The 23,951-nt window shown below is 68.8% G+C and carries 26 protein-coding genes; 15 read left to right on the top strand and 11 right to left on the bottom strand.

Annotated features, from left to right (window positions below; genetic code table 11):
* Positions 1-139: 139 nt before the first annotated feature.
* Together ATK30_RS23200 and ATK30_RS23195 are read left to right on the top strand one after the other, a co-directional pair.
* A complete protein-coding gene (locus ATK30_RS23200; protein ID WP_101437403.1) occupies positions 140-1,237 on the top strand; it encodes an S-(hydroxymethyl)mycothiol dehydrogenase in 1,098 nt (365 codons plus the stop codon).
* Positions 1,238-1,329: 92 nt separating this feature from the next.
* On the top strand, positions 1,330-1,860 hold the full coding sequence (locus tag ATK30_RS23195) for a gamma-glutamylcyclotransferase (protein ID WP_101437402.1): 531 nt from the start codon (positions 1,330-1,332) through the stop codon (positions 1,858-1,860).
* On the opposite strand, the gene ATK30_RS23190 is transcribed toward ATK30_RS23195, so the two are convergent.
* Positions 1,853-3,463, bottom strand: a complete 1,611-nt coding sequence (locus tag ATK30_RS23190) for an FAD-binding oxidoreductase (RefSeq protein WP_208637402.1) — start codon at positions 3,461-3,463, stop codon at positions 1,853-1,855. The two genes, ATK30_RS23195 and ATK30_RS23190, sit on opposite strands and share 8 nt — an antisense overlap.
* A gap of 16 nt (positions 3,464-3,479) precedes the next feature.
* Between ATK30_RS23190 and ATK30_RS23185 the strand changes: the two genes are divergently transcribed.
* The 6 genes from ATK30_RS23185 (at position 3,480) to ATK30_RS46305 (ending at position 8,348) form a co-directional block, all read left to right on the top strand.
* Positions 3,480-4,124, top strand: coding sequence for a TetR/AcrR family transcriptional regulator (locus tag ATK30_RS23185; RefSeq protein ID WP_101437401.1), 645 nt, complete (start codon positions 3,480-3,482; stop codon positions 4,122-4,124).
* The gene (locus tag ATK30_RS23180; RefSeq protein ID WP_101437400.1) at positions 4,121-5,656 is read left to right on the top strand and encodes a glycerol-3-phosphate dehydrogenase/oxidase; all 1,536 of its coding nucleotides are present in this window, start codon (positions 4,121-4,123) and stop codon (positions 5,654-5,656) included. The genes ATK30_RS23185 and ATK30_RS23180 overlap by 4 nt, the downstream gene beginning before the upstream one ends.
* A 65-nt stretch (positions 5,657-5,721) precedes the next feature.
* Positions 5,722-5,982: a helix-turn-helix transcriptional regulator gene (locus ATK30_RS23175; RefSeq protein WP_101437399.1), complete on the top strand. Its 261-nt coding sequence runs from the start codon at positions 5,722-5,724 to the stop codon at positions 5,980-5,982.
* Positions 5,983-5,984: 2 nt separating this feature from the next.
* Positions 5,985-6,884 carry an ABC transporter ATP-binding protein gene (locus ATK30_RS23170; protein WP_208637659.1) on the top strand — a complete coding sequence of 300 codons (900 nt, stop codon included), beginning with the start codon at positions 5,985-5,987 and terminating at the stop codon, positions 6,882-6,884.
* Complete coding sequence (locus tag ATK30_RS23165; RefSeq protein ID WP_101437397.1) at positions 6,881-8,059, top strand: ABC transporter permease; 1,179 nt, start codon at positions 6,881-6,883, stop codon at positions 8,057-8,059. Before ATK30_RS23170 ends, ATK30_RS23165 begins: the two co-directional genes overlap by 4 nt.
* Before the next feature lie 94 nt (positions 8,060-8,153).
* Complete coding sequence (locus ATK30_RS46305) at positions 8,154-8,348, top strand: MerR family transcriptional regulator (RefSeq protein ID WP_244194701.1); 195 nt, start codon at positions 8,154-8,156, stop codon at positions 8,346-8,348.
* Here ATK30_RS46305 and ATK30_RS23155 read toward each other — a convergent pair.
* From ATK30_RS23155 to ATK30_RS23140, 4 genes are all read right to left on the bottom strand, one after another.
* Entirely contained in the window at positions 8,335-9,693 is a 1,359-nt protein-coding gene (locus ATK30_RS23155; protein WP_101437395.1) for a cryptochrome/photolyase family protein, read from the bottom strand. The two genes, ATK30_RS46305 and ATK30_RS23155, sit on opposite strands and share 14 nt — an antisense overlap.
* A 69-nt stretch (positions 9,694-9,762) precedes the next feature.
* Positions 9,763-11,079: a citrate synthase gene (locus ATK30_RS23150; protein ID WP_101437394.1), complete on the bottom strand. Its 1,317-nt coding sequence runs from the start codon at positions 11,077-11,079 to the stop codon at positions 9,763-9,765.
* 190 nt (positions 11,080-11,269) lie between these two features.
* Entirely contained in the window at positions 11,270-12,211 is a 942-nt protein-coding gene (locus tag ATK30_RS23145) for a carbohydrate kinase family protein (RefSeq protein WP_101437393.1), read from the bottom strand.
* A 55-nt stretch (positions 12,212-12,266) separates the two neighbouring features.
* Positions 12,267-12,854, bottom strand: a complete 588-nt coding sequence (locus ATK30_RS23140) for a TetR/AcrR family transcriptional regulator (protein ID WP_037369544.1) — start codon at positions 12,852-12,854, stop codon at positions 12,267-12,269.
* 103 nt (positions 12,855-12,957) lie between these two features.
* On the opposite strand from ATK30_RS23140, the gene ATK30_RS23135 reads away from it, so the two are divergent.
* Positions 12,958-14,103 (top strand): acyl-CoA dehydrogenase family protein, encoded by a 1,146-nt coding sequence (locus ATK30_RS23135; protein ID WP_101437392.1) that lies wholly within the window; start codon positions 12,958-12,960, stop codon positions 14,101-14,103.
* On the opposite strand, the gene ATK30_RS23130 is transcribed toward ATK30_RS23135, so the two are convergent.
* Complete coding sequence (locus ATK30_RS23130; RefSeq protein ID WP_101437391.1) at positions 14,100-14,462, bottom strand: winged helix-turn-helix transcriptional regulator; 363 nt, start codon at positions 14,460-14,462, stop codon at positions 14,100-14,102. The two genes, ATK30_RS23135 and ATK30_RS23130, sit on opposite strands and share 4 nt — an antisense overlap.
* Positions 14,463-14,527: 65 nt before the next feature.
* Here ATK30_RS23130 and ATK30_RS23125 point away from each other — a divergent pair, with 65 nt between their 5' ends.
* Entirely contained in the window at positions 14,528-15,355 is an 828-nt protein-coding gene (locus ATK30_RS23125) for an NmrA family NAD(P)-binding protein (protein WP_101437390.1), read from the top strand.
* Between the two features lie 93 nt (positions 15,356-15,448).
* Here the strand turns inward: ATK30_RS23125 and ATK30_RS23120 are convergent, their stop codons facing one another.
* From ATK30_RS23120 to ATK30_RS23110, 3 genes are read right to left on the bottom strand one after another with little or no spacing between them, the layout of a single operon-like run.
* Entirely contained in the window at positions 15,449-16,669 is a 1,221-nt protein-coding gene (locus tag ATK30_RS23120; protein ID WP_101437389.1) for an amidohydrolase, read from the bottom strand.
* Between the two features lie 20 nt (positions 16,670-16,689).
* Positions 16,690-17,193, bottom strand: coding sequence for a GNAT family N-acetyltransferase (locus ATK30_RS23115; RefSeq protein WP_101437388.1), 504 nt, complete (start codon positions 17,191-17,193; stop codon positions 16,690-16,692).
* Positions 17,160-18,065, bottom strand: a complete 906-nt coding sequence (locus tag ATK30_RS23110; protein WP_101437387.1) for an aldose 1-epimerase family protein — start codon at positions 18,063-18,065, stop codon at positions 17,160-17,162. Before ATK30_RS23110 ends, ATK30_RS23115 begins: the two co-directional genes overlap by 34 nt.
* A gap of 88 nt (positions 18,066-18,153) precedes the next feature.
* On the opposite strand from ATK30_RS23110, the gene ATK30_RS23105 reads away from it, so the two are divergent.
* Genes ATK30_RS23105 through ATK30_RS23090 form a run of 4 tightly spaced genes read left to right on the top strand, consistent with a single transcriptional unit; the run spans position 18,154 to position 21,150 of the window.
* On the top strand, positions 18,154-18,729 hold the full coding sequence (locus ATK30_RS23105; RefSeq protein ID WP_101437386.1) for a TetR/AcrR family transcriptional regulator: 576 nt from the start codon (positions 18,154-18,156) through the stop codon (positions 18,727-18,729).
* Positions 18,729-19,544 (top strand): MBL fold metallo-hydrolase, encoded by an 816-nt coding sequence (locus ATK30_RS23100; protein WP_101437385.1) that lies wholly within the window; start codon positions 18,729-18,731, stop codon positions 19,542-19,544. The genes ATK30_RS23105 and ATK30_RS23100 overlap by 1 nt, the downstream gene beginning before the upstream one ends.
* The gene (locus ATK30_RS23095; RefSeq protein ID WP_101437384.1) at positions 19,541-20,389 is read left to right on the top strand and encodes an MBL fold metallo-hydrolase; all 849 of its coding nucleotides are present in this window, start codon (positions 19,541-19,543) and stop codon (positions 20,387-20,389) included. Before ATK30_RS23100 ends, ATK30_RS23095 begins: the two co-directional genes overlap by 4 nt.
* An 8-nt stretch (positions 20,390-20,397) precedes the next feature.
* On the top strand, positions 20,398-21,150 hold the full coding sequence (locus ATK30_RS23090; RefSeq protein ID WP_101437383.1) for an MBL fold metallo-hydrolase: 753 nt from the start codon (positions 20,398-20,400) through the stop codon (positions 21,148-21,150).
* Here ATK30_RS23090 and ATK30_RS23085 read toward each other — a convergent pair.
* Positions 21,137-21,862 (bottom strand): SDR family oxidoreductase, encoded by a 726-nt coding sequence (locus ATK30_RS23085; RefSeq protein WP_101437382.1) that lies wholly within the window; start codon positions 21,860-21,862, stop codon positions 21,137-21,139. The two genes, ATK30_RS23090 and ATK30_RS23085, sit on opposite strands and share 14 nt — an antisense overlap.
* Positions 21,863-21,949: 87 nt before the next feature.
* Here ATK30_RS23085 and ATK30_RS23080 point away from each other — a divergent pair, with 87 nt between their 5' ends.
* Positions 21,950-22,513 carry a TetR family transcriptional regulator gene (locus ATK30_RS23080; RefSeq protein ID WP_101437381.1) on the top strand — a complete coding sequence of 188 codons (564 nt, stop codon included), beginning with the start codon at positions 21,950-21,952 and terminating at the stop codon, positions 22,511-22,513.
* On the opposite strand, the gene ATK30_RS23075 is transcribed toward ATK30_RS23080, so the two are convergent.
* Positions 22,514-23,950: an amino acid permease gene (locus ATK30_RS23075; RefSeq protein WP_101437380.1), complete on the bottom strand. Its 1,437-nt coding sequence runs from the start codon at positions 23,948-23,950 to the stop codon at positions 22,514-22,516.
* Position 23,951 lies beyond the last annotated feature (1 nt).

The following is a 23,951-nucleotide window of genomic DNA, read 5'->3' as shown; positions in this document are numbered from 1 at the left end:
GAACCGATCCGGGCTATGGCGACATGCGCATGACGGATGTTTAACTGTGCGGCGAAGCCGCTCCGTTGCGGGTGGTGGTGGGGCGGCAGCTGGGACTAGCTGCGCGCGAGAACGCTGTTGCGGGTAAGGGGTTGTGCGCATGCCGTACGAGGTCCAGGGTGTCGTGTCGCGGGCCAAGGGTGAGCCGGTCACGCTCGAGACGGTCGTGGTCCCGGATCCCGGACCGGGCGAGGCCGTCGTGTCGGTGCAGGCGTGCGGGGTGTGCCACACCGACCTGCACTATCGCGAGGGCGGGATCAACGACGAGTTCCCGTTCCTGCTCGGGCACGAGGCCGCGGGCCGGGTGGACAAGGTCGGCGCGGGCGTCACCGATCTCGCGCCCGGCGACTACGTGATCCTCAACTGGCGCGCGGTCTGCGGCACCTGCCGGGCGTGCAAACGCGGCAAGCCCTGGTACTGCTTCTCGACTTTCAACGCCGAACAGCCGATGACGCTCACCGACGGCACGAAGCTGTCCCCCGCGCTCGGCGTCGGAGCGTTCCTCGAGAAAACCCTCGTCCACAGTGGACAGTGCACCAAGGTCGACGAGCGGGCCGAACCCGCCGTCGCCGGGCTGCTGGGCTGCGGCGTGATGGCCGGACTGGGCGCGGCGATCAACACCGGCGCGGTCGGGCGCGGCGATTCGGTCGCGGTGATCGGCTGCGGCGGCGTCGGCGACGCGGCCGTCGCGGGCGCGCGCCTCGCCGGGGCCACCACGATCGTCGCGATCGACACCGACGACCGGAAACTGCAGTGGGCCAAGGACTTCGGGGCCACGCACATGGTCAACAGCCGCGGCCTGAGCGAGGAGGACGTGGTGGCCGCGATGCAGGACGCGACGAACTCGTTCGGACCGGACGTCGTGATCGACGCGGTCGGCCGTCCGGAGACCTGGCGGCAGGCGTTCTACGGTCGCGACCTCGCCGGCACCGTCGTGCTGGTCGGCGTGCCCACACCGGACATGAAGCTCAACGACCTGCCGCTGATCGATTTCTTCTCGCGCGGCGGTTCGCTGAAGTCGTCGTGGTACGGCGACTGCCTGCCGTCGCGGGACTTCCCGATGCTCGTCGACCTGTACCTGCAGGGCAGGCTGCCGCTGGACAAGTTCGTCACGGAACGGATCGGCGTCGACGGCGTGGAGCAGGCTTTCGAGCGAATGCACCACGGCGACGTGCTGCGCAGCGTGGTGGAGTTCTGATTCTTTTCGCCGACGCGGACTATCCGGCCGACCCGTACCCGGGCACGCGGCCGGACTGCTCGTACGTCCACCTCGACGGCGCTGGCCACGCATTGGACACCGCGCCGCCGGGGTGGCGTTCGCGCACGCCCGTGCTCGCGTACGGGTCGAACGCGTGCCCGTCGAAGATCACCTGGCTGCGCACCCAGCTCGGCCTGACCGGACCAGTGGTCGCGGCTCGCGTCCAGTGCACCGGCCTCGCCGCGGTGTGGGCCGCCGGACTGCGCCAACGCGACGGCCAGCGCCCGGCAACGCTCACCGCGCTGCCGGGCGTGACGGAGGACCACTTCGTCTGGTTCGCGACGCCGGAACAGCTGGCTGTGCTGGACATCTGCGAGGGCCGCGGGAATCGGTACGACCTGGCGATGCTGGACAAGGCCGACATCCGGCTGGACGGCGTGCTGCTTTCCGGAGTGCACGCTTACGTCGGTGCCTCGCCGATCCGGTTTCCCTTGCTGGTCAACGGATCCCCGGTCCGCATCGCCGACGTCGACCAGGCGGACGCGGCGGCACTCGTCGGCGAACCAGCGCCAGGACACGGTCTTGCCTGCACTGTCCTGCCGCCGGAACGCACCTTCAGCTGAGCAGTTTTCCGGGGTTCAGGATCCCGGTCGGGTCCACCGCGGACTTGGCCGCACGCAGCACGTCCAGCCCGATCCGGCCGATCTCCGCCTCCAGATACGGCGCGTGGTCCACCCCGACCGCGTGATGGTGGCTGATCGTGCCGATCCCAGTGATCGCCTCGCACGCCGCCGCCTTCGCGCGCTTCCACTGTCCAACCGGGTCAGTGTCGTCCCGCGAGGTCAGCACGGTGAAATACAGCGACGCACCGGTTTCGTAGGCGTGCGAAACGTGGCACATCACGATCGCCTGGCCCAGCGACGCCACCAATGCCGCGCGCACCGCGTCGTGCAGTTCGTCCAGATTGGACCAGTAGGCCGCCGTCTCGAGAGTTTCCACGCACACCCCGAGATCCAGCAACGCGTCTCGCTGCCGGGGTCCGGAGAATCGGCCGTGCCGCCACGATTCGCCGAGCGCCTTGCCGATTCGCACCGCACCCGAGCACTTCAGCATCGCCGACGTCCGCCGCCTCCTGCGGGCGACGTCGCCTTCCCAGCCTACGATCAGCAGACAGGGGTTCTTGATCCCGCGCGCTCTGAGGTACGTCTTCAGTGCCGTGGTCTTCAGCCCGGCGTTGAGCGAGAACGACACGGCGGTCTCGTCCACATCGGACAGTCGAGTGACGTCAGCCAGAGCGTGGTCCTGCGCGAGTTTCCGCACCGCCGCCGCTCCGGCCTCCCAGCCGTCGACGATCCAGCCCTCGTAATGCCGCTGCTCGGGCAAGGGCCGGATCCGCAGCGCGACCTCGGTGATCACGCCGAGCGTGCCCTCGCTGCCGACAGCGAGCTGGCGCAGATCCGGTCCGGCCGCGGACGCTGGCGCGACCCCGAGCCGCCACTCGCCCTTCGGCGTGGCCAACCTGACCCCGGCGACCATGTCCTCGAACCGGCCGTAACCGGACGACGCCTGCCCGGCCGAGCGCGTGGCCGCGAACCCGCCGATCGTCGCGCGCTCGAACGACTGCGGCACATGGCCGAGCGTGTATCCGTGCGCCGCGAGCAACCGCTCCGCCTCCGGCCCGCGCACGCCGGCTTGCAGCACCGCGATCCGCGACACCGGGTCGATCGACACCAGTTCGTCGAGCCGCACCAGATCCAGCACGACCACCGCCGTCTTGTCCCCGCGCAGCGGCGCGACCCCGCCGACCACCGACGTGCCGCCGCCGAACGGGACCACCCCGATGTCGTGCCGCACGCAGACGTCCAGCACGGCCTGCACCTGGTCCGGGTCCGCGGGCAGCAGCACCGCGTCCGGCACCGGCACCTCGTCGCCGGCCCGCGCGTGCAGCAGGTCCAGATAGGACAGACCGCCGGCGCGGCCGAGCCGTTCCTCCGGGTCGACCAGCACGTGGTCCGCGCCGAGAAGGTCCTCGAACTCGGTACGGACGGGCACAGTCAGCGCGGACTCGGCGACTGGAGCCGGAGCGCCGGTTTTACCGCCTCGATCTGGACCGACCTGGCCGATACGCTGGCCAAGCCACCGGACGGCGCGGTCGGGCAGACCAGCCGAGACCGCGCCTTGTTCGGTCCACGAACGCCGGACGCGGTGGTTGATGAGATCGCTCACGACTACAGTGTGACATATGGACGTCAAACGTCACTCCCGCCCGGGAGCGGCCCCATCCGCACTCGCGGACGCCCGCAGCCGCCCGACGTCGGCTCGCGTCGCCGACGACGAGCTCCTCGACGCCGCGCGCCAGTGCGTGCTCGCGGTCGGCGTCCGGCGTACGACGCTCGCCGAGATCGCCCGGACCGCGCAGGTCAGCCGCATGACGGTGTACCGGCGGTTCCCCGATGTGCGCAGTGTGCTCGCCGCGTTGATGACGCGCGAGTTCAGCGGGCTGCTGCAGCGGGTGAGCGAGTCCGGCGACCGCGCGGCTCACGCGCGCGACCGCATCGTGCACCTCGCGGCGGCCAGCGTCGGCGCGTTGTCGGCCGATCCGCTGTTCCGGACATTGCTGGACGTAGACGCCGAACTGGTGCTGCCCTACATCGTGGAGCGGCTCGGTGCGACGCAGCACTTCGCCGAGCATGTGCTCCGGAGCCTGCTCGAAGAGGGTCACCGCGACGGCTCGGTGCGCATCGCGGAGGTCGCCGCGCAGGCGCGATCGGTGCTGCTGGTCGTGCAGTCGTTCGCGTTCTCGCTGCGCCCGGCCACTGCCGACGTCGACGAGGCCGCGCTGCTCGCCGAGTTCCGGCACCTGGTCGAAGCGGGGTTGAAACCATGAGCACCGGATCCCTCAACGCGCGCCGCCGCGAACGCGAACTGTCCCGGCTGGTCGACGGCGAACGGGTCGACGTCCTCGTGGTCGGCGGCGGTGTCACCGGCGCGGGCATCGCCCTCGACGCGGCTGCGCGAGGGCTCTCCGTCGCGCTGGTGGAGGCGCACGACCTCGCGTTCGGCACCTCGCGGTGGTCCAGCAAGCTCGTGCACGGAGGATTGCGGTACCTCGCCAAGGGCGAGCTCGGGCTCGCGCACGAAAGCGCCGTGGAGCGCGGGATCCTCATGACCCGCACCGCGCCGCACCTCACGCGCGCGATGCCGCAGCTCTTTCCGCTCTATCCCGGTACTTCCACCGCGCAACAGGCGCTGCTCGCCGCCGGTCTCCGAGCTGGCGACGGACTGCGGCGGGCCGCCCGCACGCCGTCGTCCGTACTCCCCGGGCCGCGCCGGATTCCAGCTGCCGAGGCGCTGGCCCTGTCCCCTGGCCTCGCTCCCGGCGGACTGCGCGGCGCGCTGCTGGCGTACGACGGTGCTTTGGTCGACGATGCGCGTCTTGTGGTCAGCATTGCCCGCACCGCGGCCTTGCTCGGTGCTCGAATCTTCACGCGTCTGTCAGCAGTTTCCTTGTCTGGCAACGAAGCACGGGTCCGGGACGGCTCTTCGGAGTACACACTTCACGCCCGGCAAGTCATCAACGCGACCGGCGTCTGGGCGGACACCCTGACCGACTCGGTGCAGCTCCGTCCCTCCCGCGGCTCGCACCTGGTGCTCGCCCCGGATGCCGTGCGGATCGGAGCCACGTCGGTCACCATCCCGGTTCCCTGCGAGACCAACCGGTTCGTGTTCCTGCTGCCGCAACTCGACGGCCGGGTCTACTTAGGACTCACCGACGAACCTGTCTCCGGCGGCGTCCCGGACGTGCCGACGGTTCCGGAGTCCGATGTGGACTTCCTGCTGTCGACAGCTTCTTCGGTCCTCGACCGCCCGCTGACCGCCGCGGACGTACTCGGCTCCTACGCCGGATTGCGGCCACTCGTTTCCGGTTCCGCCGGACGCAGTGCGGATCTCTCGCGGAAACACGCGGTGATCACTGGTTCCGACGGCGTGCTCACCGTGGTCGGCGGAAAGCTGACGACGTACCGGCGCATGGCCGAGGACGCCGTCGATGCCGCTCTGACCCACGCCGGACTGCCCGCTGGCCCTTCGCGTACCGCGAAACTGCCGCTCCTTGGTGCCGCACCACGCTCCCGACTGTCGCTTGTGGACGCTCCAGCGCGGTTGGTCGCCAAGTACGGCACTGAAGCACCTCGCGTGGCGGCCCTCGGAGAACTGGAGCCGGAATTCGCCGCCCCGCTGTGCGCGTCGACGGAAATCACCGCGGCGGAGGTGGTGTGGGCGGTCCGCCACGAGGGCGCGACGACCGCCGAGGACGTTCTCGAACGCCGCACCCGGCTGGCCCTGGTCCCCGCCGACGCCGAAGCCGCCCGCGACCAGGTGGCCGAACTGGTGGAGAAAGCCCTGGCCGGACTGTCCTGAAAACCCTGGGCAAATCCCGGCAAGGCAGCTTGACTGGTTGTTGGGTTTTTGCAACAGTGCGCTCCATGAGCCCGGTGCGGCGTGGCACGGAGCTGCCGATCCACAACCGGCTGCCGGTACTGCGCGCGGAGCGCGGGATGAGCCGGGCGGAGCTCGCCGAGGCGGTCGAGGTCAATCCGCAGACGATCGGGGCGCTGGAGCGCGGGGATCATTACCCGAGTCTCGACCTGGCGTTCCGCATCTGTGCGGTGTTCGGCCTGCCGGTGGAAGCCGTGTTCAGCCGCGCGTCGTTCTCGGGCGAGGCGGAGCGGGAGGGGGACGCGTGACGCTGGAGATCGACCGGATCAGCAAACGATTCGGGACGAAAACCGCACTCGACGGCGTGAGTTTCACCGCGGCGCCGGGCGAGCTGTTCGGATTCGTCGGCAGCAACGGGGCGGGCAAAACCACCACGATGCGGATCGCGCTCGGCGTGCTCGCCGCCGACTCGGGCGAGGTGCGGTTCGGCGGGCAGCCGGTCACGCACGACACCCGCGCGCAGATCGGGTACATGCCCGAGGAGCGCGGTCTGTACCCGAAAATGAAGGTCCTCGACCAGCTCGTCTACCTCGCCGAACTGCACGGCCTCAGCACCAACGACGCGCACCGCGCCGCCGAGCTGTGGATCGCCCGGCTCGGGCTCGGGCCGAAGCGCAAGGACGACATCCAGAAGCTCAGCCTCGGCAATCAGCAACGCGTGCAGCTCGCCGCCGCGCTGGTGCACGATCCGGCGCTGCTGGTGCTCGACGAACCGTTTTCCGGCCTCGACCCGCTCGCCGTCGACGTGCTGAGCGGCGTGTTGCGGGAGAAAGCGGCGACGGGCGTGCCGGTGGTGTTTTCCAGCCATCAGCTCGACCTCGTGGAGCGGCTGTGCGACCGGGTCGGCATCATCCGCGACGGCCGGATGGTCGCGGTCGGCACCGTGGACGAGCTGACCCGCGACGCCGGACGTCGGCTGGTCGTCACGGCACCCAGTGCGAATCCTGGCTGGGCGGCAACGGTTCCCGGCGCTCGCGTGCTCGAAAACCGCGGTGCCACGACCGTGCTGGAGCTGTCGCCGAGCGCCGACGACCAGGCCGTGCTCGCCGCCGCGCTGGCCACCGGCCCGGTGACGGAATTCAGCCACCGCCGCCGTACTCTGGCCGAGCTGTTCCGCGATTCCGTCGCCACGCCGGGAGCACCTCGATGAGCCGGATCCGTCCCACCCGCGCGGTGCGGCTGGTGGCCAAACGAGAACTCAACGCACGGCTTCGCACCCGGTCCTTTGTGGTCAGTACCGCGGTGATGCTGTTGCTGCTGCTGGGGTACATCACCCTGCAGGTATTCCTCGCCGCGGACCGGGAGACCACGAAAGTCGCGCTCGTCGGGCAAGCACAAGGCATCGCCACGCAACTGGAGAACACCGACCGGCGTTTCACAATCGTCCTCGTACAGTCCGAATCGGACGGATTGACCCAGGTCCGCGACGGCGACGTCGACGCGCTCGTCTCCGGCAGCGCCGCACGGCCGCGGGTGGTCGTCAAGTCTACTGTGGACTCCAAGCTGCGGGCCACGCTGGACGGCATCGCGCAGCAACAGGTACTGGACGCTCAGCTCTACTCCGCGAACCTCGATCCCGCGGCCGTGCACCAGGCAGTCTCGGCCACCCATGCCGACGTCCAGGCTCTGGAACCGCCGGATCCGCAGGCCGGAACGAAACTCGCGACCGGGATCGTGGTCGCGATCCTGTTGTACGTCAGCATCATGACCTACGGGATGTTCGTCGCGCAGGGCGTGGTCGAGGAGAAATCCAGCCGCGTCGTGGAGCTCCTCCTCGCGACCGTCCGGCCGGTGCATTTGCTGCTGGGCAAGGTCATCGGGCTGGGCCTGGTCGGGTTGGCGCAGCTGGCGATCCTCGCCGTGGCGGGTTTGGTGGCCGGTGGCGTGTCCGGGGTGTTCTCGATATCCAGCGTGGCGGTGGGGACGCTGGGCTGGGGTCTCGTCTGGTACCTGCTCGGCTTCCTCCTCTACGCCATGCTGTACGGCGCGGCCGGCGCGCTGGTGTCACGCCAGGAGGACACGCAGGCGGTGGTCGCGCCGGTGAATATCGCGCTGGTCATCGGGTTCGTCGCGGGGATCAACCTGCTGACGCAAGCACCGCACGGGACGGCGACGCGGATCGTGTCGCTGATTCCGTTGCTGTCGCCGATCCTGATGCCCGCGCGGATCGCGCTCGGGACGGTCGACCCGTGGGAAATCGCGCTGTCTCTGATCCTGACGGTCACGCTGATCGTCGTGGTGACCTGGGCCGGGGCACGGGTGTACGGGAACGGAGTGCTGCGAGTCGGCAGCCGGGTGCGGCTGGCTGACGCGCTGCGTCGTTAGGGCCCGCGGCCAAGCACGCACACCAAAGGCGCGTCCGGCGGAACGGGAAGCGGGCCGACGGCGCTACGCCGAATCCGCGGTCAAGGATGTCGGCGTGCTGGTGTTCCAGGAGATCGGCTGCACCCTGTCCGAAATCGGCCGTCACCGCGCCGCGCTCGAACACGGACGACACTGTCCAGCCAGCGATCCGTTGAAATGCCCGCGGTTCTGGTCGATCGCAGAAGAACGGCGACGCGGCCTATCTCTCGCGGAAAGCCACGAGCGGGCACACCACACTAAGACCCCGTGATCGCCCCATATCGCTGCAGCGCGACCTGGCGCTCCTCCGCGTGGTCGACGATCGGAGCCGGATACTCCTCCGGGCGCTCCTTCAGCACGTGCACCGATTTCCCTTCCACGCCACGCAATTCCGGCACATACCGGCGCACGTAATCGCCCTGGGGGTCGAATTTCTGGCCCTGCGTAGTCGGATTGAAGATCCGGAAGTACGGTGCCGCGTCCGTCCCGGATCCGGCGACCCACTGCCAGTTCAGCTGATTCGACGCCAGATCGCCGTCCACCAGGTGCCGCATGAAGTGCCGGGCTCCCCACCACCACGGCAAATGCAGGTCCTTCACGAGAAAACTCGCCACGATCATCCGGACCCGGTTGTGCATCCAGCCCTCGGCCAGCAACTGCCGCATCCCGGCGTCGACGATCGGGTAACCAGTCCGTCCCTCGCACCACTGCGCGAACATCTCCCGCGCGGTTTTCCCGGTGTCGTAACGCATTCCGTCGAACCGCCGGTCGTAGTTCCGCCGCGCGGTTTCCGGCCGGTTCCACAGGACGTCGGCGTGAAACTCGCGCCAGCACAGCTCGGAACGCAACGCCTGCGCGCCCTCGGACCGTTTTCCCGCCAGATCGGCCAGCATCGTCCGCGGATGGATCGCACCCCAGCGCAGATAGGGCGAAAGCCTTGTGGTGCCAGCCTGATCCGGACGATCGCGCTCGGTCGCGTAATCCTCGAGCCCGTCGGAAAGAAACTTCTGCCACACCGCCAGCGCGGCCTCCTCCCCCGACGGCGGCAGCTCGCACCCTACCTCCGGCGTTTCCGGCAAGGACTCCGAAGAAGAGGGCTTGACCCAGTCCACAATAGACACATTGGTGTCTGCTGGACGAGGCCAGCCGTGCTGTTCCCAGGCGCGATAGAAGGGAGTGAAAACCCGATACGGGGTCCCATCCGGCTTGGTGACCCGCCCGGGCGTCACGGCATACGGAGAACCCGTCGGTACCCACTGAATCCGGTGCTCCGCCAAGGCGTCGGCCACGGCTTCGTCTCGCTTACGTCCATACGGTGCGGTATCCGCAGAGACGTGCACCGCCGCCGCCCGGATCTCCCTTGCCGCGGCGACGACCTCCCGCACCGGATCGCCGTGCCGCACCATCAACCGGCCGGACAACGCTTTGTCCAGCTCCCGCAAGGAATTCAGCAGAAACGCGACCCGCGGCGCACCGGCCGATTCGAGCAGCCGGTCATCCAGTACGTACAGCGCCAGAATGCGCTTGCTGTGCTTGGCCGCCTCGAACAGCGCGGCGTGGTCCCGCAACCGGAGATCCCGGCGGAACCACAGCACGACCGGCGCTTCCATCGTCATGCCGCACAACGATAAACGCCCCGACGTGCGAAAGCACGACGGGGCGTTTCACCGACTGAAACCGGAGACTCAGCGCTCCGACATCGGGGTGTAGTCGCGTGACGCGTGACCGGTGTAGATCTGGCGCGGGCGGCCGATCTTGGTCTGCGGGTCGTTGATCATCTCGCGCCAGTGCGCGATCCAGCCGGGCAGCCGGCCGAGCGCGAACAGCACGGTGAAGAACTTCGTCGGGAACCCGAGCGCGCGGTAGATGAGACCGGTGTAGAAGTCCACGTTCGGGTACAGCTTGCGCTCGACGAAGTAGTCGTCGGAAAGGGCGGTTTCCTCGAGCTTCTTGGCGATGTCGAGCAGCTGGTCGCCGCCCTTGAGCTTGCCGAGGATCTCGTCCGCGGTGTTCTTGATGATCTTCGCGCGCGGGTCGTAGTTCTTGTAGACCCGGTGCCCGAAGCCCATGAGCTTGACACCTTTTTCCTTGTTCTTCACGCGGTTGACGAACGTCGCGACATCGCCGCCGTCGTCGCGGATGCCCTCGAGCATCTCCAGCACCGCCGCGTTCGCGCCGCCGTGCAGCGGGCCGAACAGCGCGTTGATGCCCGCCGAGATGCTGGCGAACAGGTTCGCCTCGGACGAGCCGACGAGCCGCACCGTCGAGGTGGAGCAGTTCTGCTCGTGGTCGGCGTGCAGGATGAACAGCAGGTCGAGCGCCTTCGCGATGTCCGGGTCGACCTCGTACGGCTCGGCCGGGAAGCCGAACGTCATCCGCAGGAAGTTCTCGACCAGGCCCAGCGAGTTGTCCGGGTACAGCAGCGGCTGGCCGACGGACTTCTTGTACGCGTACGCCGCGAGCGTCGGCACCTTCGCCAGCAGGCGGATGGTGGACAGCTCGACGTTGGGCTCGTCGAACGGGTTCAGCGAGTCCTGGTAGAAGGTCGACAGCGCGGAGACGGCGCTGGACAGCACCGGCATCGGGTGCGCGTCGCGCGGGAAGCCGGAGAAGAACGCCTTGAGGTCCTCGTGCAGCAGGGTGTGCCGCTGGATGCGCTCGCTGAAGTCGGCCAGCTGGGCCTCGGTCGGCAGCTCGCCGTAGATGAGCAGGTAGGACACCTCGATGAAGGTGGACTTCTCCGCCAGCTGCTCGATCGGGTAGCCGCGGTAGCGCAGGATGCCCGCATCACCGTCGATGTAGGTGATGGCCGACGACGCGGCGCCGGTGTTGACGAACCCGGGGTCGTAGGTGATGTACCCCGTCTGCGCCAGCAGCTTTCCCAGCTCGATCCCCGGCGCGCCCTCGACCGGGTTGACGACCTTGAACTCGTGCTCGCCACTCGGCAGGCGCAGCGTCGCGGTTTCGCCGCCGGACTGCCCCGCATTCGTCGCGTCGGACATGCAGGTCCCTCTCACGTTGGGCACGGGACGGCGGCGTCTGCGGGTTCCGCAGTAGCCACGTGTTCACGCGAGGAAACACGCGCCTCGCTGCACACCGCCCCGCTGGGTATGAATTCACTACTACGCTAGTCGAAGGGTGGGTCACTCCGCACTCGCTGCGTTGCCCCAAAAGGCCCCATTGGGACCAGGTTCACACGGTGGCAGCCATTTCCGCGGCGGTCGGCGGCTCCGCTCCGCTGCGGGAGACCGTGATCGACGCCGCTTTCGCGGCATAAGCAAGCGCTTCGGTCCACGCGCCGGCGTCGAGTGCGGCCAGGTCGCGGACGGTGCGCTCGTGCAGCCAGGCGAGCAGCGCGCCCTGCACGGTGTCGCCGGCGCCGATCGTGTCCGCCACGGTCACCTTGCGAGACGGAACGTGGGCCAGCTCACCGGCCGAAGTGATCACAGACAAGCCGTCCGCGCCCCGGGTGAGCACGACGGCGTCCACACCGGACTCCACCCACGATTTCGCGGCGGCCACCGGGTCGGCTCCCTCGGCGAGCCACGCGGCGTCGTCGTCGGAGATTTTCAACAGCCGGACGTCGGGCAGCCACGACGCGAAGCGCGCGCGATAAGCCGCCGGATCGGCGATGAGCGCCTCCCGGATATTCGGGTCGAGCACTGTCAGGGTCCCACGCGCGGATTCGCGGCGCAGAATCCGTTCGTACGCGCTCGCGCCCGGTTCGAGCACCATGCCCAGCGTTCCGAGCGACAGCGCGGTGGTTTCTTCCGGCAGCGCACCAGGATCGGAAACCAGCCGATCGGCGGTTCCCTCGACGTAGAACGTGTATCGCGCGGCGCCGCGTTGGTCGAGCGCCACGACGGCGAGCGTCGTCGGCTCGTTGCCGCGCTGCAGCAACGAAGTGTCGACGTGCGAAGCGGAAAGGCGATCCACTAACGCGACACCGAACCGGTCAGTGGAAACCCGGGAGAGGAACGACGCGGGAACGCCGAGCCGGGCCGCGGCGAGCGCGACGTTGTAGGGACCGCCACCGAGCCGGGGCAGCAGCGCGCGCAACCCACCGTCCACAGTGGAATCCAACGGTTCGCCCGGAACGAGGTCGACCAGCGCCTCTCCACCCACCACGATCACAAGCGGCGAGTGTAGAGGAAGCAGTGCTGACAATTCCTGTCCCGATGCGGACACATCAGTTCTTGTCGAGCCCGCCGAGCAGAAGTTCGCCGAGCGCGGTGAACGCTTCGGCGTCGGATACGTCGGTGCGCCGGCCGAGCACGCCGGTCTGAATGCCCTCGATGATCAGTCCGGTCATTTCGGCCACGAGCCGCGCGTGCACGTCGCGGAACACTCCATCGGCGACGCCCTTGTCGATGAACGCGCGGATCCGGCGCGCGGCGGCGCGGCTGTTGAGCTGATAGGTGTCGCGGGCGGGCGCGAAGGCGGCGATGTCGGCCATGAACTCCGGCGACGCCCGGTTCAGGTGCTCCGAGACGCCGGAGAGGTACTCGCCGATCAGCTCACGGGCGTCGTCGATGCCCGCGATCCGCTTCTCCAGGCGTTCGGCGGCGTCGCGGAAGAAGTGCGCGACGACCTTGACCGCGAGCTGCTCCTTGCTCGGCGCGAGCGCGTACAGCGTCGACTTCGAGCAGCGGAGCCGGGCGGCCAGATCGTCGAGCGTGAAGCCGGCGAAGCCCTCCGCCAGGAACAACGCCTCGAGCTCGCGCAGCAGCGCCTGCTGCCGCGCGGTGGGCCTGCGACGGGCTTCAGGGGTGGACATCACGTCACTATCTCCTACCGATCAGGGACAGTCGCGCCCCGCATACGGTACTCTCAACAAGCCGTTAGTACTGTTTTCAGTACAGCTGTCTGGGAGGAACGCCATGCCGGTCGACCGTCTGCTGCCGACGCCGGAGTCCGAGGACCTGCTCGCACTCGTCACGGAAATCGCCCGCGACGAGCTGAAACCGCGCGCTTCGGCCGACGAGGAGGCCGAGAACTTCCCGCGCGACCTGTTCACGCTGATGGGCAAGTCCGGCCTGCTCGGGCTGCCGTACCCGGAGCGCTGGGGCGGGGGCGAGCAGCCGTACGAGGTCTATCTGCAGGCGCTGGAGGAGATCGCCGCCGCGTGGATGAGCGTCGGTGTCGGGCTGTCGGTGCACACGATGTCCTGCTACGCGCTCGCGAACTACGGCACGGAAGAACAGCAGGACCGCTGGCTGCCGGACATGCTGGGCGGCTCGCTGCTCGGCGCGTACGCCCTCTCGGAAACGCACGCCGGCTCGGACGCGGCGGCGCTGTCCACCCGCGCCCGACTGGAGGGCGACGAGTACCTGGTCAACGGCACGAAAGCGTGGATCACCCACGCCGGGGTCGCGGACTTCTACACGACGATGGTCCGCACGAGCGACGACGGCGGCCACGGCATCTCGTGCCTGCTTGTCGACTCGTCGACTCCGGGTCTGTCGGCGGCGCCGCGCGAGCGGAAAATGGGCCTCACCGGGTCTCCGACGGCCCAGATGCTGTTCGAGAACGCGCGCGTCCCGGCCGACCGGCTCATCGGCGGCGAGGGTTCCGGGCTGAAGATCGCGCTGTCGTCGCTCAGCTCGGGGCGGCTCGGAATCGCCGCGTGCGCGGTCGGCCTGGCGCAGGCGGCCCTGGACGAGGCCGTGGAGTACGCGAAGGGCCGCACGCAGTTCGGCCGCCCGATCGCGGACTTCCAGGGTTTGGAGTTCCTGCTGGCGGACATGGCGGCGACGGTCGAATCAGCCCGCGCTACTTACCTGGACGCCGCTCGCCGCCGCGACCGCGGGCTGGACTTCCAGCGCCAGTCGTCGGTCGCGAAGCTGGTGGCGACGGACGGCGCGATGAAGGTGACGACGGACGCGGTCCAGGTGCTCGGCGGTGCGGGCTACACGCGGGACTTCCCGGTGGAGCGGTACATGCGCGAAGCGAAGGTGCCGCAGATCTTCGAGGGGACGAACCAGATCCAGCGGATGCTGATCGCCCGTTCGCTGAAGAACGCCTAGTCCGGCCGCTTGTCGTAAGCCGCGCGGGCCGCATGGACGCGGTCCGCGTTGGCTTTCGACCAGTCCGCGATCGCGCCGGTCAACGCGCCGGCGTCCCTGCCCAGGTCGGTGAGCGCGTACTCGACGCGCGGCGGAATCGTCGGGTAGATCGTGCGGCTGACCAGCCCGTCGCGTTCAAGGTTGCGCAGTACTTGGGTGAGCGATTTCTGCGTCACCCCTTCGACGCCGCGGCGCAGCTCGGTGAACCGCAACGGCCGGTCGTACTGCCGGAGCAGGCCGAGGACGTAGAGCGTCCACTTGTTCGCCAGCACGTCCATCACCGTGCGCGACGGGCAGGCTTTCGCATACTTGGTATCCATTGGGTACCTATAGCTCGTTGAGGTGCCTTCTTCACAAACGATACCGGTGCGCGCACGATCGATGAATGATCTTGGTTACCGGCGCTACTGGCACAATCGGCAGCGAAACCGTCCGGCTGCTCGGACCGGTCCGGACGCTCGTCCGCACCCCGACCGGCAGGCCCGGAGAAGTAGTCGGCGATTTCGACCGTCCGGACACCCTCGACGCCGCTTTGCGCGGGGTCGACACGCTCCTGCTGATCGGGCCCGCAGTCGCGGATCAGCAGATCGCGGTGCTCGACCGCGCTCTCGCCCACGGAGTGCGGCACGTCGTGCGGGTCACGAACCACCAGGCTTTCGCGGATTCGCCAGTCGCCCGACGACGAGAGCACGCGCGGATCGACGCGCACCTCAAGGCGTCGGGGATGGCGTACACGCTGCTCGCGCCGAACTTCTTCATGCAGAATCTGCTGGCCCTCGCGCCGGAGGTCGCGGAGACCGGCGGCTTTTCGGGATCGGTGGGCGATGGCCGGATCGGAATGATCGACGCCCGGGACGTCGCGGCGGCGGCAGCCGTGCTCGCTACGGCACCGGCGGAGCATGCGGGACGGACGTACCTGCTGACCGGGCCGGAGCTGGTCACATTCGCCGATGTCGCACGGGAATGGGCTTCAGTGACGGGGCGGGCGGTGGAGTATCGCCGGATCTCGGTCGAGGAGCACCGCGCGGCGCTGGTGGAGAACGGGGTGCCCGAGGCGGGGTCGAACGCGCAGGTTTTCGAGCTGCTCGCGCAGGGGGACGGGGCCTGGCTGAGCGATGATTTCGCCGCGATTACCGGGCGCGCGCCGCGGGGGTTGCGGGCGTTCCTGACGGACTATGTTGGCGGAAAGTGTCGTACCCCTCGCTTACCGTGAGCGGCATGGACACCATCGAGCCGTTTCCCGCGGAAATCGATCTCGCCGCCCTGCTCGATTGAGGCGACCGGGCCGGCCGCCTCAACCGAGTCGTCAGCGGGCTTCCCGGTACCGCCGATCCGCCGACACGCCCTCGCCGGTCGTCTCGTCGAAGTGGTAGACCTCCCGGCCCCGCACGAACACCCGCATCGCGCGGTTCATCACGTCCAGCGGGTCGCCCGACCACACGACCACGTCCGCGTCCAGGCCGGGCGTCAGGGTGCCGATCCGGTCGTCCAGGCCGAGCATCTGCGCCGGGTGCAGCGTCAGTGCCTTCAGCGCCGTCTCCGGGTCGAGGCCGTCCTTCACCGCCAACGCGGCTTGGTACACCAGGAAGTTGATCGGGATCACCGGATGGTCAGTGGTGATCGCGATCTTCACCCCGGCGCGCGCGAGGATCCCGGCCGAGCGCAGGGTGCGGTTGCGCAGTTCCACCTTGGACTTCGTGGTGAACAGCGGGCCGAGGATCACCGGGATGTCGCGTTCGGCCAGCAGGTCCGCGATCAGGTGGCCTTCGGTGCCGTGGTTGATCACCAGTTTGTAGCCGAACTCGTCGGCGAGCCGGATCGCGGTCACCATGTCGTCGGCGCGGTGCACGTGCTGGTCCCAGTACAGCTCGCCGTCCAGGACCTTCGCCAGGGTTTCGTTGGTCAGGTCCGTTTCGAACGGCTTGCCCTCGGTCTGCGCGTGTTCGCGCTTCGCCTGGTAATTCCGCGCCTTGGTGAACGCCTCGCGCAGGATCGCGGCCACGCCGAGCCGGGTCGAGGGCGTGACCTTTTTCTCGCCGTAAACCCGTTTCGGGTTCTCGCCCAGCGCGCTCTTCACGCTCACCTGCTCGGCGAACGTCATGTCCAGAATGGACCGGCCCCACGTCTTCACGCCGATGGTCTGCCCGCCGATCGGGTTGCCCGACCCCGGCTTGATCACCACGCTCGTGACACCGCCGGCGAGCGCGTCGTCGAAGCCCGGTTCGTACGGGTCGATCCCGTCGACCGCGCGGAAGCGCGCACCGTTCGGGTCGGTCATTTCGTTGGTGTCGTTGCCCGCCCAGCCTTCGCCGTCCTCGTGCACGCCGAGGTGCGCGTGCGCGTCGATGAATCCCGGCAGGACCCAGCAGCCGGACGCGTCCACCAGCTCCGCGTCCTCCGGCACCTCGACGTCGGCCTCAGTCCCGACCTGGGTGATCCGGCCGTCTTCGATAAGCACAGTGCCGCCCTCGATCGGAGCGGCGCCGACGGGGACCACATAGCCCCCGACAATCGCCTTGCAATCCATAGTTTGACACGCTAACGAACTCACCCGGGTTCGCGCACCCGGGGTTTTTCCAGGTGCACCAACTGATAGTCCGCTTCCGGCGACCGATGCGTCTCGCGGTAACCGAGCTTTCGGTACAAATAGAGCGGACCGGCCGAACGCTCGCCGGTGAACAGCCGGAACACCGTCACCTCCGCCGGGGTCGCCTCCTCCGCGGCCGCCAGCAGCGCGGTACCGAGTCCCTCGCCTTGGCGATCCGGTGCCACGACGAGCCGGCCGATCTCGCCGACCGGACCGTCCACGCGCATCCGCACGCTCGCCACGAGCCGGCCGCCGTCGCGGAAGCCCCAGACCGTGATCGACGGGTCGGCGATGGCCGCGCGCACGTGGTCGAGGGTGTCCAGCAACGGCGGCAGGTCGAAGTTCTGGTGCGCCCGCGCCTCGGTGATGTACGCGGCTTGCTGCAGGGTCAGCAGCTCGCCCGCGTCCGCGTCGGTCAGCAGCTCGAGTTTCACGGGACCCGGATTCCCCAGCTGCCCGTCCACGACGTGGCCGGCTCCAGTTCGATCAGGTCGGTGCCGGTGTTGAGCGCGTCCGCCGGGCAGGTCATCGGCTCGATCGCCACCGCACGGCCGCGGCCGACCAGGTCGTCCGGCGTGAACACCTGCACCCAGCGGAAGTCCGGGCCGGTCCAGACCACCAGCTGGCGGTCCCCGTGGGACAGCACGTAGTGGTGCGTCCCGTCCGCGGCCAGCTCCAGTCCGCCGAACGCGGTGTCCAGGTCGACGCCTTCGAGAAGCTTGCCCCGCCGGAAGTCGTATTCGGTGCCCTCGACGTCCTGTTCGTCCGCGTACGGCATCTGCTGATCGCCCTCGTACGGCCGGACGCGCGTGGCGGGCAGCGTGAGGGTCAGCTCATCGGTGGGCGCGTCGCCGATCCGGAAGTACGGGTGGGTCCCGACGCCGACGCCGATCGGCTTCTCCCCTTCGTTGCGGATCTCGTGCGTGACGACGAGCTCGCGCGGCTGCAGATCGTAGGTGATCGTCGCGCGCAGCGGGACCGGCCAGCCGGGCTGCACCTCGACGTCGACGGCGAGCGTGATCGACGTTTCCGCGTGCTCCAGCAGCTCCCATTCGCGGTGCCGGGTCAGGCCGTGGATGGCGTTGCCGCGCGCCTCCTCGGTGATCTCCAGCTGCTGCTGCACGCCCTCGAACTCCCACTTGCCGCCCTTGGTCCGGTTGGGCCACGGGAGCAGCACCTGGCCGAGCCCCTTCGGCGGCTTCTCGTCCTCGGCGAACGTCTCGACGTACGGCACTCCGCTGATCTCGAACGCACGCAGTCCGGCACCGATCTCCGTGATGACGGCGCGCGCGTTGCCGCGGGTGATCTCGAACTGTTCTCCGGTGGGGTTCGCCATGGCGCTGAGATTACCGATCGGCCGCGCCGCGCGGGCAGGCCGCGAACTAACTAGACCGGTCGTCATAGTTTGAGCTACGGTGGACGCCATGGCCAACCGCACCGACACGCGCCGCCGGATGCTCGAATCGGCGGCGGAGCTGTTTCGCACCCAGGGCTACCACGCCACCGGGATGACCCAGCTCGTGTCCGAAAGCCGGGCCCCGAAGGGCTCGCTGTACTTCCATTTCCCCGGCGGCAAGGAACAGCTCGCCGCCGAAGCGGTGCAGCTTTCCGGAGAACGGCTGGCCGGAGTTTTCCGCGAAATCACCGCTGGCGCACCGGATCCGGCCACCGCCATCGATCTCATCGTCACCGCGCTGGCCACCTCGCTGTCCGAATCGGACTACCGCTGCGGCTGTCCTATCGCGACTGTCGCGTTGGAAGCCGCCGACAACGAACCGATTCGCGCCGCCTGCGATCAGGGTTACGAAGGCTGGCTGCGCCACATTTCCGCTTACTTCACCGAACGCGGCCTCGCCGAGGACCGCGCCGCTTCGCTGGCGACCGTCGTGCTGTCCGCGATCGAAGGCGCGCTGCTGCTCGCGCGCACTCGACGGGATACCGCGCCGCTGCAAGCCGTCGCCGCCCATCTGCACACCACCGTTGAACGGGAGTTCGCCTGATGCGGGTACACCACTTCAACTGCGGCACCATGCGTCCGATCGGCGGCAGGCTGGTCGACGGAAAGCCCGGGCTGCTGCGCCGTGCCACCCTTGTGTGCCACTGCATGCTGGTCGAAACCGGCACCGGGCTAACACTGGTCGAGACCGGGATGGGTTCGCCCGGCGTCACCGACGCGGCGCGCTGGCTCGGCCCGCGCTTCCTGCGGACCTCCAACCCGGTGGCGGACGAAAGCGAAACCGCGCTGAGCCGGATTCGCGCGCTGGGCTTCGACCCGGCCGACGTCCGCGACATCGTCCTCACCCATCTCGACCTCGACCATGCCGGCGGGCTCGTCGACTTCCCGCAAGCCCGCGTGCACGTCTACGGCAAGGAACTCGACGCCTACCGCGCCGGAAACCCGCGCTACCGCGACGTCCAGTTCCGGCACGGTCCACAGTGGAAGTCCTATTCGGACGCTGGGGACAGCTGGTTCGGCTTCGAAGCGGTCCGCGAACTGGACGGCGTCGAGGGTGTCGCGCTCGTGCCGCTCGCCGGGCACACCGTCGGACACGCCGGGGTCGCGGTCGACACCGGGTCCGGCTGGGTGCTCAACGCCGGCGACGCGTATTTCTTCCACCAGGAGATCGACGTCGAGCCCTCTTGCCCGCCCGGATTGGCTATGTTCGAACGGCGGGTCCAGACGCTGCCCGGGCCGCGGCGCGAGAACCAGCGCCGGCTGCGCGAGCTGCGCCGGGACCACGCCGACGAGGTGACCGTGTTCGCCTCGCACGACCTGACCGATTTCGTCCGGCTCAGCGAGAGGAGCGCGGTATGAAGGTGCACCACCTCAACTGCGGCACGATGCGTCCGCTCGGCGGCAAGGCGCTCGACGGCCGCCCCGGGATGCTGCGGCGCAGCACGATCGTGGCGCACTGCCTGCTCGTGGAGACCGCCGATGCGCTCGTGCTGGTCGACACCGGGTTCGGCACCCGCGGCGTCACCGAATCGCGGCGCTGGCTCGGCGGTCCGTTCATGGCGATGGTCGGCGCGAAGCCGGCCATGGAAGAAACCGCCGTGGCGCAGATCCGGGCGCTGGGCCACGATCCCGCCGACGTCCGGCACATCGTGATGACCCACCTCGACGTCGACCACGCCGGCGGGCTCGCCGATTTCCCCGACGCCACCGTGCATGTCCGCGCCACCGAACGCCGCGCCGCCGGGAACCCGAAGAGCTTCCCGGAGAAAACGCGGTACCGCGCCGAGCAATTCGCCCACAGTCCACTGTGGAGCACGTACGACGAGGCCGGCGAAAAGTGGTTCGGCTTCGACGCGGTGCGGCCGTTGCGCGGCCTGCCGCCGGAAATCCTGCTCGTCCCGCTGCCCGGCCACACGCACGGACACTCCGGCGTCGCGGTCGACACCGGAGACGGCTGGCTCCTGCACGCCGGCGACGCGTATTTCTTCCACGGCGAAGTCGCCCCGGTGAGCCCGCACTGCCCACCCGGCATGCGTGCTTTCGAGGTGATGAACCAGATGGACGGCTCCGCCCGCCGCGCCAACCTCGCCCGGCTGCAGACGCTCGCCCGTGACCACCAGGACGAGGTCTCGGTGTTCAGCGCGCACAGCCCGGTCGAATTCCAAGCCCTGCGCCGGAATACCTCGCAGGCCTTTCCGGGTTGAGTACCCGCATGACGCGCATCCGGTACGTCGGCGGCCCGACCGCCCTCCTCGAGTACGGCGAGGTCCGCCTGCTCACCGACCCGACCTTCGACGGCCCCGGCGATTACCCGATCGGCACTCGCAAGCTGGCGAAAACCACCGGCCCCGCGGTCACCGCCGCGGAGGTCGGCGCGGTGGACGCGGTGCTGCTTTCACACGACCACCACCCCGACAACCTGGACACCGCGGGGCGCAAGTACGCCCTTGCCGCCCCTCTCGTCCTGTCCACCGCCTCGACGAGGGAGCGGATCGGCGGCCCCGTTCGAGCGCTGGCCAACTGGGAGTCGTACGACCTCGCCGGCGTTCGCGTCACCGGAGTGCCCGCGCAGCACGGGCCTGACGGCAGCGAGCATCTCGTCGGCGAGGTCACCGGTTTCGTGCTCGAAAGCGAGGGCCAGCCGACCATTTACGTCAGCGGCGACAACGCTTCCCTCGACGTGGTGCGGCAGATCGCGGAACGCTTCGAGCGAATCGACATCGCCGTCCTGTTCGCGGGCGGCGCCCAAACGGCGCTGGTCGGCGACGCGTACCTCACGCTGCCCAGCGACGGCGCGGCCGAGGCGGCCCGGATCCTGAACGCGCGCCAGGTCGTCCCGCTGCACTTCGAGCATTGGGCGCATTTCACCCAGGGTCCGGACACGCTGCGATCCGCTTTCGCGCAGGCCGGGCTCGCCGACCGGCTGCACCTGCTCAAGCCCGGGGACCAGGTCAGCTTCCGGTAAGCACGAACCCTCCGTCGACGGTGATCACCGCACCGGTGACGAACCTGTTCTCCATCAAGTACAGGTTCGTCGCCGCCACCTGGTCCGCCTCGCCGATCGCCTTGGTCAGCGTTCGTTCCGTGAACGCGGCGACCATCGCGTCCAGCTGCGGTTGCGGAAGGCCGTCCCACATCGGCGTGTGAACTGGCCCCGGGCGGACCGTGTTGACCCGCACCGGAGCCAGATCGACGGCCAGACCGCGCGCCAACCCCTCGATCGCGCCGACCGAACTGGCCGCGAGCGCCGCGCCGGGCGTCGGCCGGACGCCGATGATCCCGGACGTCAGCACGATCGAACCGCCTGGCCGGATCCGCGGCGCGGCGTGCTTCGCCGCGGCCACGACGCCCCAGAAACGGACGTCGAACAGGCTCCGCGCGACGTCGAGCGGCAGTTCTGCGAGCGGCCGCTGATCCAGCGCGTCACCTGCGGTGTACACGAGATGGTCCAGCTCGCCGACGTGCTCGAACAGGGCCGCGACATTCGCGTCGTCGCGTACATCGGTGACGAATCCTTCGCAGGTGTCCGGCAATTCGGCGAGCGCCGCGTCCAGTCGTTCCTTCCCGCTCGATGCGATCGTGACGGACGCGCCCGCCGCCGCGGCGGCCCAAGCGGTCGCCAATCCCATCCCCGAGCTGCCGCCGATGACGACAACCCGCTGGTCAACCAAAGACATGAGGAGCCTTTCCGGACGTTGATGACTCACTGAGACATCAACAGTAGCAGTGATGACCCACTGAGTCATCACTGTTAAGATCGGCGCATGCCGCGCTGGGACCCCGAAGCCAAGGAGCGGCTCCGCGCGGCCGCGCTGGAGCTGTTCGCCGAGCGCGGCTACGACAACGCCACGGTCGCGCAGATCACCGAGCGCGCCGGACTGACCCGGCGCACGTTCTCGCGTTACTTCGCCGACAAGCGCGACGTGCTGTTCGCCGGGTCCGAGCAGCTCCCGGACGCCATGGCCGACGCCGTCCGGCGCGCCGACCCCGCGCTTCCGCCGTTCCAAGCGCTGCTGGCCGCACTCGTGGACGCCGGCGATTTGTTCGCTGGCTTGGTTTCGCATGCCGCGCAACGCCGCGCCATCATCGCGTCCAGCCCCGAGCTGCAGGAACGCGAGCGCACGAAGCTGGCGGCTGTCACTGAAGCAGTCGTGGAAGCACTGCGGGAACGCGGCGCGAACGAGTCGAGCGCGAAGATGCTCGCTCAGGTCGGCATCACCGTTTTTCACACCGCGTTCGAGCGGTGGGCCGAACACCCCGAAGGAGCGGATTTCGCCGCGCGGGTGCGGGAGGCGGCAGCTGAACTCGCCGCCCACCTCACCCCGTGATCAGGTCCGCTCGCGCACCTCGACCACCGTCGAATCCTCCAATTCCGCTTCCGCGGCCTGTTTGGTGCGCCCGGTCGTCCGCAGCACGAGATAGGCCACCACCAGCAGGACGAAGAACGGGATCCCGAACTTCCACGCCGGGTCGAGACCTTCGATCCAGAACGTGGAAATCAGTACGGTCGCGAGGAAAGCGATCACCACGACGTTCACGACCGGCGCGCCCCACAACCGCACCGGCGAAGGCGGCAGCCCGGCACGGCGTCGGCGGATCCGGAACGCCAAATGCGTCACCAGAATGATCATCCACACCACGAGCGCGGCGAAGATCGAAATGCCGAACAGCACGAGATACGCGTTGGAATCGGAATCCTTGGACAGGATCGTCGCGATCACCAGGCCCGCGGTGGACAGCACGAGCGCGTTGCGCGGCACTCCGGCCTTGGTCAGCCGTCCGGCCCAGGACGGGGCGAATCGGTGCTCGGCAAGGGAATGCAGCATGCGCGTGGTGAGATAGAGGTTGGTGTTCGCGCTCGACAACGCGGCGGTCAGGACCACGAAGTTCATGATCGTCGCCGCCGCGGGAACTCCGGCCGCCTGGAAGACGCGGACAAACGGGCTGGCCGTAATAGATCCGCCTTCGCCGGTGACGGTCCACGGCACCACCAAAACGACGATCAGCATCGCGGCGACATAGAAGATCGCCAACCGCACCACCATTGCGCGGGCAGCACGTGGGACGTCGCGGGTGGGGTTTTCGGATTCGGCCGCGGTCACCGAAACCACCTCGGTGCCGATGTAGCTGAACAGCACGAACACCATGGCCAGCAACAGGCCCGACATGCCATGGGGCAGGAATCCTCCGCCCGTGCTGAGATTCGCGAAACCGGGCGCGGGAGCCTTCGGCAGGCCGAAGAAGACGAGAATCAGCCCGAGCGCGACGAACACCAGGATCGCGCACACCTTGATCATCGCGAACCAGTACTCGAACTCGCCGAAAATGTGCACCGCCGCGCCGTTGACGACGATCACCAGCAACGAGAACACCGCGACCGGCACCCACAACGGAATCTGCGGCCACCAGAACTGGACGTACACGCCGGCCGCGATCGTCTCGCCGCCGATCGCGATCACTTGCATGGCCCAATACGCCCAGCGCACCACGAATCCGCTGCCCGCGCCGAGGTACTTGTGCGCGATGCTGCCGAACGCGCCCGCGGCCGGGTGCACCACCACCATTTCCGCCAATGCCCAGGAAATCGTCAGCGCCACGAGTCCGCACAGGACGTAGGCGAGGACGACGGCAGGTCCCGCGTGCGAGATCGCCAGGCTCGATCCGAGGAACAGGCCGGTGCCGATGGCCCCGCCGATTCCGATCATCGTCAACTGCCTGCCGCGCAGCCTCCGCTGCAACCGGTTCGGGGACGGGGACTCGGCCATG

It is taken from the genome of Amycolatopsis echigonensis (genome assembly GCF_002846615.1).
Classification (GTDB): Bacteria; Actinomycetota; Actinomycetes; order Mycobacteriales; family Pseudonocardiaceae; genus Amycolatopsis; species Amycolatopsis echigonensis.
Note: the sequence above shows the minus strand (reverse complement) of the source record. Positions and strands in the feature narration are given on the sequence as shown.

What these genes read in the sequence shown, in the direction of transcription:
- ATK30_RS23095 (WP_101437384.1), top strand. Translation starts at nt 19,541, where the DNA reads ATGAAGGTGCACCACCTCAACTGCGGCACGATGCGTCCGCTCGGCGGC.
- ATK30_RS23185 (WP_101437401.1), top strand. Translation starts at nt 3,480, where the DNA reads ATGGACGTCAAACGTCACTCCCGCCCGGGAGCGGCCCCATCCGCACTC.
- ATK30_RS23100 (WP_101437385.1), top strand. Translation starts at nt 18,729, where the DNA reads ATGCGGGTACACCACTTCAACTGCGGCACCATGCGTCCGATCGGCGGC.
- ATK30_RS23130 (WP_101437391.1), bottom strand. Translation starts at nt 14,462, where the DNA reads ATGGATACCAAGTATGCGAAAGCCTGCCCGTCGCGCACGGTGATGGAC.
- ATK30_RS23135 (WP_101437392.1), top strand. Translation starts at nt 12,958, where the DNA reads ATGCCGGTCGACCGTCTGCTGCCGACGCCGGAGTCCGAGGACCTGCTC.
- ATK30_RS23090 (WP_101437383.1), top strand. Translation starts at nt 20,398, where the DNA reads ATGACGCGCATCCGGTACGTCGGCGGCCCGACCGCCCTCCTCGAGTAC.
- ATK30_RS23150 (WP_101437394.1), bottom strand. Translation starts at nt 11,079, where the DNA reads ATGTCCGACGCGACGAATGCGGGGCAGTCCGGCGGCGAAACCGCGACG.
- ATK30_RS23105 (WP_101437386.1), top strand. Translation starts at nt 18,154, where the DNA reads ATGGCCAACCGCACCGACACGCGCCGCCGGATGCTCGAATCGGCGGCG.
- ATK30_RS23200 (WP_101437403.1), top strand. Translation starts at nt 140, where the DNA reads ATGCCGTACGAGGTCCAGGGTGTCGTGTCGCGGGCCAAGGGTGAGCCG.
- ATK30_RS23155 (WP_101437395.1), bottom strand. Translation starts at nt 9,693, where the DNA reads ATGACGATGGAAGCGCCGGTCGTGCTGTGGTTCCGCCGGGATCTCCGG.
- ATK30_RS23140 (WP_037369544.1), bottom strand. Translation starts at nt 12,854, where the DNA reads ATGTCCACCCCTGAAGCCCGTCGCAGGCCCACCGCGCGGCAGCAGGCG.
- ATK30_RS23175 (WP_101437399.1), top strand. Translation starts at nt 5,722, where the DNA reads ATGAGCCCGGTGCGGCGTGGCACGGAGCTGCCGATCCACAACCGGCTG.
- ATK30_RS23075 (WP_101437380.1), bottom strand. Translation starts at nt 23,950, where the DNA reads ATGGCCGAGTCCCCGTCCCCGAACCGGTTGCAGCGGAGGCTGCGCGGC.
- ATK30_RS23180 (WP_101437400.1), top strand. Translation starts at nt 4,121, where the DNA reads ATGAGCACCGGATCCCTCAACGCGCGCCGCCGCGAACGCGAACTGTCC.
- ATK30_RS23165 (WP_101437397.1), top strand. Translation starts at nt 6,881, where the DNA reads ATGAGCCGGATCCGTCCCACCCGCGCGGTGCGGCTGGTGGCCAAACGA.
- ATK30_RS23085 (WP_101437382.1), bottom strand. Translation starts at nt 21,862, where the DNA reads ATGTCTTTGGTTGACCAGCGGGTTGTCGTCATCGGCGGCAGCTCGGGG.
- ATK30_RS23120 (WP_101437389.1), bottom strand. Translation starts at nt 16,669, where the DNA reads ATGGATTGCAAGGCGATTGTCGGGGGCTATGTGGTCCCCGTCGGCGCC.
- ATK30_RS23110 (WP_101437387.1), bottom strand. Translation starts at nt 18,065, where the DNA reads ATGGCGAACCCCACCGGAGAACAGTTCGAGATCACCCGCGGCAACGCG.
- ATK30_RS23125 (WP_101437390.1), top strand. Translation starts at nt 14,528, where the DNA reads ATGATCTTGGTTACCGGCGCTACTGGCACAATCGGCAGCGAAACCGTC.
- ATK30_RS23080 (WP_101437381.1), top strand. Translation starts at nt 21,950, where the DNA reads ATGCCGCGCTGGGACCCCGAAGCCAAGGAGCGGCTCCGCGCGGCCGCG.